At 35.4% G+C, this 14,234-nt stretch carries 14 protein-coding genes; 9 read left to right on the plus strand and 5 right to left on the minus strand.

Going from position 1 to position 14,234, the window contains the following annotated elements:
* Nucleotides 1–109 precede the first annotated feature (109 nt).
* Nucleotides 110–1,216, plus strand: a complete 1,107-nt coding sequence (locus AC13CK_RS08110) for a ParM/StbA family protein (RefSeq protein WP_024160787.1) — start codon at nt 110–112, stop codon at nt 1,214–1,216.
* The gene (locus AC13CK_RS08115; protein WP_044110986.1) at nt 1,213–2,040 is read left to right on the plus strand and encodes a hypothetical protein; all 828 of its coding nucleotides are present in this window, start codon (nt 1,213–1,215) and stop codon (nt 2,038–2,040) included. The genes AC13CK_RS08110 and AC13CK_RS08115 overlap by 4 nt, the downstream gene beginning before the upstream one ends.
* 45 nt (nt 2,041–2,085) lie before the next feature.
* On the opposite strand, the gene AC13CK_RS08120 is transcribed toward AC13CK_RS08115, so the two are convergent.
* The gene (locus AC13CK_RS08120) at nt 2,086–3,147 is read right to left on the minus strand and encodes a ParB/RepB/Spo0J family partition protein (RefSeq protein ID WP_024160785.1); all 1,062 of its coding nucleotides are present in this window, start codon (nt 3,145–3,147) and stop codon (nt 2,086–2,088) included.
* Nucleotides 3,148–3,156: 9 nt separating this feature from the next.
* On the minus strand, nt 3,157–3,993 hold the full coding sequence (locus AC13CK_RS08125; RefSeq protein WP_005028640.1) for a ParA family protein: 837 nt from the start codon (nt 3,991–3,993) through the stop codon (nt 3,157–3,159).
* Nucleotides 3,994–4,698: 705 nt separating this feature from the next.
* Here AC13CK_RS08125 and AC13CK_RS08130 point away from each other — a divergent pair.
* The 7 genes from AC13CK_RS08130 (at nt 4,699) to AC13CK_RS08160 (ending at nt 11,279) form a co-directional block, all read left to right on the plus strand.
* Nucleotides 4,699–6,228 (plus strand): secretion/conjugation apparatus DotM-related subunit, encoded by a 1,530-nt coding sequence (locus tag AC13CK_RS08130; protein WP_024160802.1) that lies wholly within the window; start codon nt 4,699–4,701, stop codon nt 6,226–6,228.
* A gap of 122 nt (nt 6,229–6,350) precedes the next feature.
* On the plus strand, nt 6,351–7,256 hold the full coding sequence (locus AC13CK_RS08135) for a hypothetical protein (protein ID WP_005028646.1): 906 nt from the start codon (nt 6,351–6,353) through the stop codon (nt 7,254–7,256).
* A 12-nt stretch (nt 7,257–7,268) separates the two neighbouring features.
* Complete coding sequence (locus AC13CK_RS08140) at nt 7,269–7,943, plus strand: hypothetical protein (RefSeq protein ID WP_005028648.1); 675 nt, start codon at nt 7,269–7,271, stop codon at nt 7,941–7,943.
* A 12-nt stretch (nt 7,944–7,955) separates the two neighbouring features.
* Nucleotides 7,956–8,525, plus strand: coding sequence for a hypothetical protein (locus AC13CK_RS08145; protein WP_482831073.1), 570 nt, complete (start codon nt 7,956–7,958; stop codon nt 8,523–8,525).
* Nucleotides 8,525–9,082 (plus strand): hypothetical protein, encoded by a 558-nt coding sequence (locus tag AC13CK_RS08150; RefSeq protein WP_005028652.1) that lies wholly within the window; start codon nt 8,525–8,527, stop codon nt 9,080–9,082. The genes AC13CK_RS08145 and AC13CK_RS08150 overlap by 1 nt, the downstream gene beginning before the upstream one ends.
* A 3-nt stretch (nt 9,083–9,085) precedes the next feature.
* The gene (locus AC13CK_RS08155; RefSeq protein ID WP_005028656.1) at nt 9,086–10,642 is read left to right on the plus strand and encodes a UvrD-helicase domain-containing protein; all 1,557 of its coding nucleotides are present in this window, start codon (nt 9,086–9,088) and stop codon (nt 10,640–10,642) included.
* The gene (locus AC13CK_RS08160; protein WP_005028658.1) at nt 10,635–11,279 is read left to right on the plus strand and encodes a hypothetical protein; all 645 of its coding nucleotides are present in this window, start codon (nt 10,635–10,637) and stop codon (nt 11,277–11,279) included. Before AC13CK_RS08155 ends, AC13CK_RS08160 begins: the two co-directional genes overlap by 8 nt.
* Before the next feature lie 52 nt (nt 11,280–11,331).
* On the opposite strand, the gene AC13CK_RS08165 is transcribed toward AC13CK_RS08160, so the two are convergent.
* The 3 genes from AC13CK_RS08165 to AC13CK_RS08175 are packed head-to-tail and all read right to left on the minus strand — an operon-like array spanning nt 11,332 to nt 14,217.
* Complete coding sequence (locus AC13CK_RS08165; protein ID WP_005028662.1) at nt 11,332–11,757, minus strand: hypothetical protein; 426 nt, start codon at nt 11,755–11,757, stop codon at nt 11,332–11,334.
* Nucleotides 11,758–11,771: 14 nt separating this feature from the next.
* Nucleotides 11,772–12,182: a hypothetical protein gene (locus tag AC13CK_RS08170; protein ID WP_005005820.1), complete on the minus strand. Its 411-nt coding sequence runs from the start codon at nt 12,180–12,182 to the stop codon at nt 11,772–11,774.
* A 22-nt stretch (nt 12,183–12,204) separates the two neighbouring features.
* Nucleotides 12,205–14,217, minus strand: a complete 2,013-nt coding sequence (locus AC13CK_RS08175; protein WP_005028664.1) for a peptidoglycan DD-metalloendopeptidase family protein — start codon at nt 14,215–14,217, stop codon at nt 12,205–12,207.
* Between the last annotated feature and the right edge of the window lie 17 nt (nt 14,218–14,234).

The following is a 14,234-nucleotide window of genomic DNA, read 5'->3' on the forward strand; positions in this document are numbered from 1 at the left end:
GCTATATCCCCTCTGCTCTTAGACGCTTAGTTTTTGGGGGCAATAAATACACTAGACGCGGTAGAAGACGTTACTCGTTGTAAATCTTGAAAAATTGAAAGGTAAACTTATGAAAAATACTCAAAATGAAAAACCAGCGATTGAAGAACGTTATATTGTTCTAGGTATTGATGATGGACATGGCGGTACAAAGCTTTATGCTGGTCTAGATCAAGATGGAAATGAAATCAAACTGACTATTCCTAGTATTGCTTATTCAGGAAAAGTCCTCACTGGCGAAGAGGATTCTACTGACTATTATGTGGTTAAAGTTAATGAAAACTTTTATACAGTTGGTAAGAAGATCAATAGTAGTGTTCCTCTGGATACCAGAACAGACGAATACCCGACATCTGAATATAACAAGGCACTAATACACCAGGCAATTAAGGCCTATATTGACCATATCGGAACATATGATGGTAGAGCGTTTGCAATCGCTACTTCACTTCCTGTTAGTCGCTATTACACACCTGAAAAAACCAAAAACATGCCACTTATTGATATGAAAACTAATTTTCTACTCAATGGTGATGTTTGCTTCAACTTAAAAGATCATAAAGCTGGTAAACCGCTTAATATCATTAAAAGACATATTGTTAAATGTGAAGCTCAAACAGCTTATTTTAATGAGATTATTGATGTACACGGAAACGGTTCAGAAGATAGTGATCTTTTAATAAGTTCTGAATGTGCTGTAATCGATATTGGCGGTAAAACCACTGATATTGTAGTCACATTAGATGGAGGAAACATGCTTGATGGCCATCGTTCTACATCACGTAACCTTGGTATTCTTACCATCTATGAACGAATCACTAGCTTAATTCTTGAATCTGGCTATAAAACAGTTAACGCTAACTGGCTAGATTTCGCACTAAAATCTGGAACTTATGGTATAGGATCTCAAGCCAAAGATATTACAGGTTTAATTCAGCAAGCTAAAAACGAATTCATGATCGAATTAAATAACTTTATCTCTAAACAGATCGGTGGAGGCGATGATTTAGCATTAGTATTATTTTGTGGAGGCGGTGCAGCTTTTCTTGAAAAAGAGATTAAAGAAAAGTACGACTTACCGAACGTAAGAATCGCTGAATCACCAGAGTACGCCAATGCTAAAGGTTTATATAAGTTAGCTAAATACATGTATAAAATGTACGCAGAAATCAAATGACAGATTCAAACTACATACAACTATCCTATCAATTAATTCACTTAACAAGAGAAGATCTTGATGTGATTAGTAGTGTTAATAGAAATCTACCAGGTCTAGACTTAAACGCTTTTAGTTTAAGTCTGCTGTATTTAGGATTTATCTTTTGTACTGACAAGCAGAAGATTTTTCTAAATGCGCCAGTGCAAAATGAAATAGACGAGACGTTTGCACAGCCTGTACGAATGAAAATAGATAAAAATGCAAATCAAAAACTATTTAATTCAATTAAAAAACATCCTCAAGGAAAGCTTCGTAGAAATTACATAACTGCTGTTTTACATGCTGGTATAGCGGTTCTAATTGAGCTTTCATACCTTTATAAGTTGTATGAAGTTAATGAGGATATGGCAAGCCTATATTCTGTCAATTCTTTCCTATTAAGGTTTGGCTTAAGTACTTGTGTTGAAACATACACCAAGTTTAATACTGCTTACTATGTGTACGATATTGAATATCTTGAAAAAAAGTATCTTGATCATATATCCATACAAATACCAGAAAGTAGTAAGGAGCAAATTGAACAATCACCTAAAAAGCCCGTAACTAATTCTATCAAGAGCAAGGAGGTTCCTGTTCAAAAAGCAGTTAAGATAAAGGAAGCTAAACATACTGAACATAAAAACATTCAGGACCACTCCCCTACCGTTGAAACATCTCAAAATACCGAAACGTCCGAAATTAACAATGCTAAACCAAGTCAAAACGTATCTGAATCAAAACCAGTAACCAATCCAAGTAGTTCGGATTGGCTTAACCAGACTTTTAATCCAGATCTATTATAAAAAAAACCGGCAATGCCGGTTTTTTTCATTCAAAGTTTTGAAACTTCAATCATTCAAGCTCTTAAAAAACTCTTCAATTTTTCTAGCTTTCTCTTCTGTAATATCTGCATCCAAGGCTACTCGCAACTTAAGTACACTCTTACCTTTGGTACCACATTCAGAACTCATAGAACCAAATTTAACGCCCTTATCTGTCTTAAAATCGAATTTAATCTTACTCGGTTGTTCTTCAGTAGTAGCTTCTTCAGTTTTTTCAGGCTTAGTCGCCTTATTTGCTTTTTCTTCTTCACTCAAAATAGCTATAAATCCTTTATGACGCTTGCCCGTGGATTTAAATTCTTCAACGTATTTATCCCATTCTGGTCTTAACAAGTCGAAAATTGCTTTTTCAGTTTTAGTTTCTAAAGCTTTATTTATTGCGGTATTCACTTCTTGAGCAATATATCCAGAAATTAGCTCAGGATCTTCGTTCAAAGAGTCCAAAATGAACTCAGGTAAGTCTAGAATATATTTGAGACGGAAATACTTCGACTTATCAATCGCAAATTTTTCAGTAACAAATTCATAACTTTCAAAAGGATAACCAAACTCTTCACATAATTGCTTGATTTTTAATATGCTTTCAAAATCTGAAAGATTTTGTCTAGCAGTATTATCCAATAAAGCTGTTATAGCAGCTTTATCATCATTCATAGATGTTTTAACTAAAGCAGTAATTCTCTTGAGCTTTAAAATCTCTTTAATTGCTCTAAAACGTCTCTCACCAGCAATTAACTCGTAACGATTACCCTTCTGTCGAACTGTAATCGGGTTAATTTGTCCATTAGTTTCTATATCAGCAGCCAAAATTGGCAACTTCTCATATACACGTTTATTCATGATACGTGGTTGATAAGGTGATGGATCAATTAAATCAATGTCGATTGATTCTAAATGAGATCCGCTAACAATATTTTTTGTTTCTCGCTTAGCTAGTGGGTTAAGACTCCCCTCTTCTATGGTTGGAGTCGCTGTATTTTCTTTTACATCAGTAACTTGAGCATCACTCCCTGTTGCATTAGCAACAGATGTTTTTTTCATGCTTTTTACTTTATCTTTAAAGTTCATATCAGCACCTTATAATTTTTTGTATTCAGAAACCATTAGATCTACAAGTTGATTAATTGCTTGTTTTGCTGGTGTTTCTTTTCCAGCATCCAGATCAAATACGGAACACTTAACATATGATGCTTGACTAAAAACCGTAGCATTTGGAATACAGATTAATTCCTTATTTACCAGTTTTTCTTGCAATTTTGGTTGAGCATATTCATTGCGAATATCTTCAGCCAAGGTAAGATCCACTGTATTACGCTTGTTATAAAAGTTTAGTACTGGCGATAGAATTTTTAAATCTGGATTGCTTGTCTCTAAGTCATCCATAGAGTTAAGTATATCTTCCAAACCCTGAATACTGTATTCACCCTGTAATGGAATTAATAAACTGTTTGACGCTAACAAAGCATTAAAAGTTAGAGTTTCCATTCGCGGTGGACAATCTAACAAAATAAAGTCGAAATCCCCTTTTATCTTTCTTAATACACTTCTAATAATTTCATTAGGAACTGGACTAGAACGCTGAATATTGATTTCAACATCACGAATGTTATTAGCACAAGCAATCAAAGACACATTTTCAAAGTTGGTTTTATCTGGACCTTGTATAACATCGTGAATGTTAATTGTTTTATAGTTTTCAAAAATATCTTTTAGAGTGCCATCTATATCGTTAATATCTGGAACATTTGAAATATGTTTTGTTGCATTACGTTGGCTATCTAAGTCGATTACTAAAACCGTATAACCTAATTTTCCAAGCTTAGCAGCACAATTCACCGTAGATGTTGTTTTGCCCACACCACCTTTAAAGTGGATGCTTGTACAAATATAAGTTTTTCCTGAGTTCTTTTCCATTTTTCAATCACCTTTCAAGTAAAGTCAAACAATACAATATTTGAAAAATATTTAAAATACTTTTTCACTTTATTTTTAATATATTTCAACTTTTTCAATCTATATGCCTAACATGTGTCCATATCTTATGTGTTTTTCATTATCAGACTGACAACAGCTTTCGATTTTTAATCGTGGATTTTTTCATTATCAGACTGATAACAGCTTTAGATCCCTTGGCGTGGTTTTTTCATTATCAGGCTGATAACGGTTTTTCGATTCTAAATCGTTGATTTATTCATTATCAGACTGATAAAAATGGAGTTGCCAAGAAGAGGGGAGGGCTTACTACTACTTACAGTTAAATAAATGAGTAGACGTTGTGAAATGCACAACTGAAAATGATCTATATTAGCTGAGTAGGGGAGTGCCCTATTCAATAAAAAGACTACCAACAATATTTATAGAGAAATTTATTATATAGGCGGTTAATCCACTTAAATGTCTAGTAGGGGAGGGCTTCTTATTCATTCTTTTTAGTATTTGACCAAGAATACTGGCTTAGTGTTGAGATTGACCTGATTTAAGCTTTAAAAGGTATTAAATGCCACTTTAGTCAAGAGCTTAAAACCAGACTTAAAATCCTTAAAAGGTTTAAGGGGAATTAGATTAAAACCAATATTAACTATATAATACCCAACAATACACATATTAATAGGCTATAAAATGGCAGATCCAAAAGATAAGCTTGTACATGAGAATCATATTTATATATTTACTGTTGTTATGGTTTTAGTGGCTTTTTTGGCTGTATGGTTTGCTTATAAACCTCAAATTGTAGGGTTTTTAGTATACACAAAAGGCATTTTAATTATTCCTCTATGGTGGATACATAGCATATTCAAAGCTATCGGGCTTAACTACGTGCCTTTACTAAGTGAGTTGGTGTATTCAACAGAACACCTATGTAAACCAACAAACAATTGGCTTCCATTATTTTGTCAAAATAAGTTTAGCGAAGTCACTATTTTTCAAATTTCAAAAGCCAGTCAAGCATGGAATTTATTAATATTTTTGCTGGCAACACCTTGGATAAAGAAAGCTTATGACCGCTTCAACAGCGAGCATCCAGCACGGGGCTTTATCAAAAGCATGAACCTAGAAGAGTTCATAGAGGAACAAATTCCAAACCAAAGACACTTACAGGTTTTTGGTCCATTAGACTTGTCAAAATATGATACGAACAATGGTCATTTTAAAGCGCTAGATTCAACTTATGAGTTTGCAAATAGGCATGAGTTAATTACAGGAACTAAAGAGCGCCTTGTGAACATTACAATCAACGGAGTAACGAAAGAATATAATGATAAAAGTGAAACAGTACCTATCATAGATGAAGAGAAGTTTTTAAATGTCTTACGTGAACAACTAGGGGATCTTTGGATAACCCTTGATAATTCAAAAGAAACATCACCCGATGAATTATCGTATTTATCCGATGTTGATACAATTTTGCTAGCTTTGTATTTACCAGTAGCATGTGCAACCGATGAATCTATGGATGATGAAGAGTTCCGTAAAATCAAAAAAGATTCAACAACATTAATTAATTACTATTGGGATATTTGCACAAAAAATATACCTAACAACCCATTGTTTGCAATTGAAAATCAGTATGTTGAGGGCGATCGTAAGCTTGTAGGGTTTAATTTTGATTTCCTTAGAAAAAGAATTCACAAATACATTAAACATCCCGTTGCTACTAAGATTTTTAAAAACCATGCATATGTAAGAACTATTTTGTGTGAGGTTGTATTAACAGCAAGACAACTAGGTGTAATGCCACCAACAGATATACGCTGGTTAAAACTATACAATCGAACTGCATACGCATTCATACAGAATATTGGTAGACCGTCTTTGTTTAGTGAGGGTTTAGGTCCAATCTCGCATTATCTAATTGAGGTGAAATTAGGGAAGCCATTAGAAGAGCCAGACTTTAACATTGGCCTTGTTGGTTTTGAATACGAATTATTGAGTTTTGCCATGACTGAAGCTAGACAAAAAGCTGCTGAAGATGTGAACAGTATTATTCGAGTAGTAGAGTTTACGGACAAGGAATTAAACAACGGATCTTATAACTCTAAAAACAATGATAAAGATGATTTTAAGTATAGTGACGATCATGTTTTTGATATGGTGAGCGTAGAAATACCACAGGATGAAATACAAAAAAACAAGCAAAAAGGGTTTTAGTCTTAAACTTATAAGTTATAATTGACCGGTATTAAAACACCGGTCTTTTTTATTTAACTATTTTTTTAAAACCATATTTTAACTATACCGCTAAAACATGGCTTAAAAGGTAATACTCTAAAATGCTTTTAAATAATTTCACTAAAATAGTAGCAAGTTGCGCTATTAGTATTATTACAATCTCTACTTACGCTGCACCATCTCAGGACCTTACTTCTAAGATGCAAAAAATGGGCAAAGTAAAAGAAGTTAAACCCTTTAGTGGAGGTTTAACTTCTTGGATTCTTGAGGCACCTAATGGGAAAAATGCGGTGTTTTTTACAACATCCGATGAAAAAGTCATCTTACATGGTACAGCTTGGGATTCTGCTACTAAAAAAAATATATCTGAGCCTCTTAAATTAACTGCAAAAAAAATGAATACACCAGCACGACAACCAACAGCTTCCGTTGGGAATTTGGCCAGTGCATACAATCATCCAGTCTTTAAAGCTGTAAAAACGCTTTCAGGGTTTAAAGAGGGGAAAGCGAATGATAACAACACTGTTTACATCATTTACGATCCACGCTGTAAATATTGTCACGAAACATTCAACCTTTCTCGCTCATACGTTAAAAGCGGTGCAACTATTAAATGGATTCCAGCTTTAGTTCTAAACCAAAGTGAAAACGGAAAACAATTAGCAGCTGGAATTCTTCGTAAACCATCTGAAGATACTATTAATAAAACCTTTAATGGAACAGATGAAGAAATTAACTCAATTAAAGTGATTCCTACACCACAGGAACTTGCTGAGTTGGATAAACACTTAGGCGCTCTTCAATCTATCTTCTTCTATCACGAAGATATTGTTGCAATGCCAAAAGAAGATCGTGAACAGCGAGAAGCAATTCGTAGCGCTGGACAAAAGCCACAGCCACTAACTGCTGGTGTACCAGTTGCTATCTTTGTAAATAAAAAGACTGGAAAAGTTGAAGCTCGTAGAGGAACTTCAGAAACAGCCACTCTTGACTATATTTTCAAATAAGAGGGAATTGAGATGAACAAAACTCAATTGAAAGCTTTCCAATCGATTGTCGGAAACTTTTCACCTTATTTCTCTAAGATAAACAATGAGTCTATGTTTTTAGATTCTGACCTTTCTGGAGATACGGATAGAAATCGCCAGGTGAGCATCTTCAATATAGATGCAAAGGCCACGGATCTACTATTAACGATCAAAGGATTTGATCAGGTCGAGAATAATTTGTTTAGAGGACAAGTTTTCTTAAAGTCTGACGAAAACACAGAAATTCTTATAAGTGAGCCATGCTATTACTTAAACAAAAGCAAGGTTCGTTTCAGTACATATGAACTTCAGAGCTACATAAAGGAAGTTTGGCATCAAGCTCTAAATGAATATAAGGCTGATGTTACAGACAGCCCTATACGTTCTAATGAAGAAAAATACAGCTTATCTTTAGCAGATAGATTCTCTAGTTTTAAAACGTCTTGGCCAGCTATGGGCATTGTAGCTGCAGTAGTTGTTTTTGCTGGAGGCGGTTACTTTTTAGGTTCAGGTACTAATGAGAAAAATGCATCTTCAGAAACAAGTTCGCAACAACTAAGCACATCTGATAACCCTGAACTTGACGGTAAAGCCTTGGCTCTTAAAAACATGGGGTTAGATCCTAACTCAATGGCTTTTGATAACTCATGCTTTCAAGAAAAATAAGGTGAAATATCTATGAGAGCTAGACGAATAGAAAACCTTGAAGCATTACAGCTAAAGGCCTCAGAAATAGCACAAATAACCGTTAAAGAGTTGGAAGCACGACACTATTTAGTTTGGTGGTTGAGCTCATATGACCGAAACATGAAACGTGGCTATAACAATGAAACCATTTGCTTAAGCACCTATCAGGTGAATGAGTTTTGTTTTTCATATGCAATCACAAGCGAAGTTGAAAAGTTTTATTTACTAATACAACCCGAAAATTGGTTTTTAAATGATTTAACTTTCAAGTCTGCTTCTATAGATGAAAAAGGCTTAGTTTTAAATTTAGCTGAAGTAAATGATCAGTTATTCAAGCTGTATATATCGCGAATGCAAATCAGATTTAATCTTGATGAAATTCATGCTGAACGTTTAACACACGCAAAGAAATATGCAAAAGAACTGGTCTTTATTCAATACAACCCACAGAAAAATCAGGTCATGAATGTAGGTGTTTCTATCAATTTAGAAAACAACACAATCACTCGAAAATCATCAAATCAAACGGCAAAAAATAAGCGCTTGAAAGGGGCATTCTAATGAAGAAATCAAACTATTTTAAGGTAATTGGTGCAATAGCAGTTTCAACAGTTGTTTCACTTGCTTATGCTGGCTTTACTGAAATTAATAGTTCTGGAGACATTGTATCTAAAGACAGTGCAAATGCTTTACGCACCAGTTTTTCAACACCAAATCAAAATATACCAGCGCCATTACGCACATATTCACTATGGGATAAGATCTCAGAGACAACCAAATATAATGGCACAGTACAACCAAAGCCAACACCTGTTGCAATTGAGAGTACATCTTCTCAAGCACAAAATATTCAAAGCAAGAGCAATATTAATGTGGCTAACATAGAGAGCCAACAGGAAATCAAAAGATTACAGGCAGCACTAAAAGAGAAAGAAACTGAGAATAACAAGCTCAAATATTCAAACCTTGAGATGCAAGTGCAAGTAGTTGAACTAAAAAGCGATATAAACGAACTGAAGCAACAAGTTAACTTTTTAGCAAGCCAGATGCAAATTGTTGAAAGCGATGTGCTTGTAATGAAAAACAAAAAACCAAGTTCTTTTTTAGCACGAAATTAAGCAATGGTTGTGAAGAAAATTACTCAAAAACCTACCAGTGAACAGCAACGAGCAATTGATAAAGCAACACGACTAAAAACCAGTTTTAAATTGATTGCTTTTGCTGGTACTGGTAAGACTACGACATTGATCCATTGTAGTAGTGCTTTGCAACAACTAGGTAAGCTTGGACTATATCTATCATTTAATAAAAAGATGGCAGATGAAGCTAATCAAAAATTCGCTGAATATGGGCTGAATTCAGTCACATGTTCTACATTCCATTCTCTAGCTTACAGAAATATACCTGGTTGGCTGAAAAATAAGATTAACAAACCTACGTTACTTCCTAAAGATATTGTTCAAAAGTTTAAGCTTGAAAACATTCGATTTCAGTACAACGGGAAAAACCGACAACTCACCGATCTAACATTAGCGCTGATTATCCTTAATACATTACGTTATTTTTGTATGACAGTGGATCAGACTGTTACCAATGATCATGCTTACATAGCTTTAAAAGAACAAACATCAATTAAGCGCAATGACGTTCTTGAAGATAAAATCACTTCAATTGCGAAAATGATCTGGAATGATGTAGTTGATCCAAACGGTGATTATGGTATTACACACGATTACTATCTCAAGTGGTGGGTACTGCAAAAACCACAACTTGATTTTGATTACGTGATGGTAGATGAAAGCCAAGATAGTGACCAATTAATACTAGACGTACTCAAACGTCAAAAAGCAAAAGTTATTTTTGTTGGAGATCCATACCAAAGCATATATGGCTTTAGGGGTGCGAAAGATATTTTACAGAACCTAGATCTTGAAGCATTGTACTTAGAACAGTCGTTTCGGTTTGGTAATGCAGTTGCAGATATAGCTAATCTACTTCTCAATAAACTTTTTGGTGAAACCAGACAGTTAAAAGGTTTACCAAGTAAAACGTCAAAAGTTACCACTTTCAGTACATCAAGTTATGCACCATCTTCATTGAACGCGATTATTTGTAGAACAAATGCTACGGCTTTTGAATACTTTTTTAAGTTTCATGGCTACCTTAATGGCGAAAAGAAAATACGTCTTGAGGTTGATGGAAAGCGCAGTAAAGATATTTTCAGTGGGATTTTTCAACTGAGAGCAAATAAACGGCCAACGTGTAAAGAGCTTCAAAACTTTTCTTCCTACCAAGAGCTTGTGGACCATATACAAGTGTTTGGAGAAGTGGAGGGGGCAACTACAGAATTAAAAACCTTTCTGGATCTAACAAACCAATACTCATGGCAAGTGATTGAGTGGGCGTTAGAAAATAGTATGGCTGATGATGAAACTGACCCAAAAAACACTTTGGTCATTAGCACATCACACAAGAGTAAAGGTTTAGAGTGGGATAATGTCCTAATCGCAAAAGGCTTTAACTATAAAATTCTCGATAAAAAGCTAATGATTTCTGCAGATGAAAAACGGCTGTTGTATGTGACCGTAACACGAGCCAAAAACATATTATTTACAGATGGCATTAATGATTTATTGGAACACTTAAATTCAAAAAATACGGAGATTTCAAATGCCTAATCAAGTTGAAGTTCTGCAAAATAGAGTGTTTCAGGCATGTCACAATGCTAGTTATATTCGCGGAGAGTTTCATCACGAACCGTATATCATGGAGCTTGTTAAGAAAAAGGGCTCACAGGTCGCAGATATAATCACACCACTTCTTGAAATGTTTCATCTAATTGAAAAGGAAACAAAGTCAATCTTTAGTTTCACGGAAGATTTTAATTTCAAGCAACGCCATTTTGAACCAGGTGTTTATCTCAAAACTAAAGAGATATTAAATGGTGTAGAAACGTTCGATGGCCTGGCTATCGTTGATATTCCTTCAGGATCTTTTAGAAGCATTGTCATAGATTCAGGCGGTGGAATTGCTTCAAGTAAACATACAATTGAGCAGTTTAAGGAATTAAAGGGGAGATATTTAATTCCATTTTATTTTGATGGAATATATGTGCACCCTCACTGTTATACATATTTTTTCATCGAAAATGATATTAAGAGGGTGATGCCCCTTGAGGCTTATGATTCAAGCAAAGTAGGAAATGAGCAAAACATGGGCTTGCATTGGGTAGAAGAAGCAATTGAATACGGTAATCTTCACTTTGGGTTTGAAGTTGAAACACCAGATACCGAAACAATTATAGAAAAAGTCTAAAACCAAACGACAAAAAAGGGCATCTTATAGATGCCCTTTTTATGTTTTGAAATTAATAAGAAAGGTCGATTGCCACTTGTGCTAAAGATGTAAAAGCAGAGGATTCACACATAAAAGATTGACGAATAAAAAACGATGGATTGTATGAGCTCACCATAGTTTGACTATCACAGTTTTGGCTAAATTTAATATGTTGTGTATTGATTGCTTGCCAAGCTGCAGCATTCTTTTGACTTTCCGCACGAACGTCTTTGATGAAACGTGTTAATGATTGGTTGTATGGTGTATTGCACTTAAGTTCTGGTGAACCGTACTCAGAATCACGCGCTTCATTATAATTAAACACGCATTTTTGATACTCAGCTTGTACCTTGTTATAAGCTTGAATAGCTTCAGCTTTGGTCTTATAACCAGCGTTGGCAGATGACGTAATAATGGTAGCAGCACATAACAAAGCTAAACTTAAAAACTTTTTCATAACCTGATCCTTTATTACTTCATTAATGCCGGAATAAACATTGCCCAACCTAATTTATTGGTCGCTTTACATTGCATGCTTAGTGTTTTGTACTTTGCAGTCTGGCCAGCGTATAACTGATCGCAGTTAGCAAGTAACTGAGTAAAGTTTCGATTGTGATCAGCTAGAACACGCGGAGCTTCTTCATTATTAATATATTTAGAAGCAAGGCTACCAAGCTGACTTGCGCGGTTATAAACATTTGTATAGCAATTTAGGTGTTTTGCATCAAATGGATCGTTAGAAACCGCAGCACATTTAACGTTTACTAAGCGCAGTTTTTCAAGTTCAGCACGAATAGAGTCTGAGCTAGTATTAGCACTAGCATTAAAAGATGCACATGCTAAAAGGCTAAAACCCAATAAAGACAAAAATCTGTTTTTCATAATATTTCCTTTAATTGCTCTATTAAGGGTATTCAGAATAGTAAGGGCATAAACGCATAACAATACCTTCAAATGTAACGGCTTCAGCTAAAGTCACAACACCATCTCGAGGGTTTCTATCGAGGTTTCTGTTCGCATTATATTCACGACTAGGGCTTTTATATGGTCCACCTAAAACTAGAGCATAAAACCCAGCTATTGTTTTATTATTATAGTCGCTTTTACGTTGTCGTGCTTTTACTGCAAGATATAAATCTAATAATTCGACTTGTTGTTGAGCACTCAGTGTAGTGATTTGCTTAGGGTTTGATTTAATTGAAGCTGGTATTCCTCTCGCTGTTAAATCTGAAGCATTAATATCTGTTATACCAATTTTAGTCCATTGACTTAAACCATATGCACCAGCGTTGTTGTCAATTTTAAGATTAAAACCGGCAGATTCAAAACCAAGAATAGCTGCAACGTCATTAGGGTTATAACCATGTTTTAAAGAAACACGTTTAATACCATCTTTAACCGCACCAAAAGCACCTGGTATACCCCAACCACATTTACGATCTGGAGTACCTTGTCCACCTTTTAAGATTTGTGCATCTGAATAAACTTGCCCGTTTCCACCTTCCTCAAAAAGCTGTTTCATTTCAACTACTGCTACTTCAGGAATAACAGTTGGTTGTTCAGCTTTCGTATAAAGTTCATCTACACGGCCAGAATAGCGTTGAGTTTCTGACGCTGTATAAGCTGCCAAAAGAGCCTCTAAGCGTTCATTTTGTTTATGGATCTCTTTAGTCAAATAGTTTTGTGCATTGATAATGTTTAGCTTTTCAATCAAAAGCCCCATCATCGACATAGTTGCTAATTCATTAAACCATTTAGAGTTGCCATAACGTCCAGTACCAATGTTTTCAATTAATTCTGCTGGCGTAGAATTAAGTGCACCAATATCAAAACCCACATCATCAGCCGTACCACCAAAAATAGTTCTAGGCGGTGCATATTGAGCAACATCATTTGCATAAATGGTACCGCTTGCAGCTGCTTCAGGTGAGATAGTACCGTCAGCAATCATTTGAGCGACTTGCACTTGTGCAGATCCATAAGCATCCATCGAAACATCGCCACTAAATGCAAGTGCTGGAAGCTTTTTGCCTTGTTTTACTGCAATGCCATCTACCGATGAAGAAACGGGGAGGGTGATTCCTGTTGATGATGAATATAAGGCATTCCATTGAGTCCTAATGGTGTTACCCAAGTACGGTGTGTATTTGTTTTCTAATGCTTGTCCTTGTGGCGAGACACTAATCACAACGTCTTGAGGTAAATATGGCGTAGGATCTGTTAACTTATATTCAGAACTACCCACATATGGCGCAGATCCTTTAACGCGTTGCTGAAGTGCAATGGATGGATTTTTAAAAACTTGATCTAAGTTTTTATTCAGCCAAACATCTAGCCCACGTTTTGCCTTTACACCATATTCAATGTGCAAATGCACGGCACATGAACCACAGCCTTTATTTGACATGTGTGCGATGTTTTGACCAGCTTGAATACGTTGACCAGGGTAAGCGTTATATTTTTTTTGATACGATGGATCAGTATGGCGATACATGATTCGATCGCCAGTATCCATCTGCATAATTAGTGGGTTAGTGGTTGATTGGTTGCTTGCACCAGATGAACGTGTGTCATAAGAGACAATAGAACCTGAACCAATTGCTTTAAGTGTAAGGTCATTAGGATTCGCACGACTAATATCAATACCGTTATGACTACCAGCAGCGCCCCCTCGCAAACGAAATTCACCAAAACGACCAGCACTACGGCGCCCATCATTCGGCATGATCGAATATTTATGGAAAATCATTTTTTGAGCGTTGTTAGGAACTTTTGCCGTATTAGCATTTGTAGCGGTTACGTTTTCAGAAATAGGATCGGCGTTAGCGGTATAAATAAAAGCCGAACAAGTCACTAAAATTGCGACTTTAATGCCACAGCTCAAGGGCTTTAATTGAAATGAGGGTTTAAATTTCATAAGTGAATCGCCAGGCT

The organism is Acinetobacter sp. L-24, assembly GCF_056857555.1.

Bases quoted from the DNA above. Each gene is read 5' to 3' on its own strand.
- AC13CK_RS08150 (WP_005028652.1), top strand. From the start codon at position 8,525: ATGAAGAAATCAAACTATTTTAAGGTAATTGGTGCAATAGCAGTTTCA.
- AC13CK_RS08140 (WP_005028648.1), top strand. From the start codon at position 7,269: ATGAACAAAACTCAATTGAAAGCTTTCCAATCGATTGTCGGAAACTTT.
- AC13CK_RS08165 (WP_005028662.1), bottom strand. From the start codon at position 11,757: ATGAAAAAGTTTTTAAGTTTAGCTTTGTTATGTGCTGCTACCATTATT.
- AC13CK_RS08160 (WP_005028658.1), top strand. From the start codon at position 10,635: ATGCCTAATCAAGTTGAAGTTCTGCAAAATAGAGTGTTTCAGGCATGT.
- AC13CK_RS08170 (WP_005005820.1), bottom strand. From the start codon at position 12,182: ATGAAAAACAGATTTTTGTCTTTATTGGGTTTTAGCCTTTTAGCATGT.
- AC13CK_RS08115 (WP_044110986.1), top strand. From the start codon at position 1,213: ATGACAGATTCAAACTACATACAACTATCCTATCAATTAATTCACTTA.
- AC13CK_RS08110 (WP_024160787.1), top strand. From the start codon at position 110: ATGAAAAATACTCAAAATGAAAAACCAGCGATTGAAGAACGTTATATT.
- AC13CK_RS08135 (WP_005028646.1), top strand. From the start codon at position 6,351: ATGCTTTTAAATAATTTCACTAAAATAGTAGCAAGTTGCGCTATTAGT.
- AC13CK_RS08130 (WP_024160802.1), top strand. From the start codon at position 4,699: ATGGCAGATCCAAAAGATAAGCTTGTACATGAGAATCATATTTATATA.
- AC13CK_RS08125 (WP_005028640.1), bottom strand. From the start codon at position 3,993: ATGGAAAAGAACTCAGGAAAAACTTATATTTGTACAAGCATCCACTTT.
- AC13CK_RS08145 (WP_482831073.1), top strand. From the start codon at position 7,956: ATGAGAGCTAGACGAATAGAAAACCTTGAAGCATTACAGCTAAAGGCC.
- AC13CK_RS08120 (WP_024160785.1), bottom strand. From the start codon at position 3,147: ATGAACTTTAAAGATAAAGTAAAAAGCATGAAAAAAACATCTGTTGCT.
- AC13CK_RS08175 (WP_005028664.1), bottom strand. From the start codon at position 14,217: ATGAAATTTAAACCCTCATTTCAATTAAAGCCCTTGAGCTGTGGCATT.
- AC13CK_RS08155 (WP_005028656.1), top strand. From the start codon at position 9,086: ATGGTTGTGAAGAAAATTACTCAAAAACCTACCAGTGAACAGCAACGA.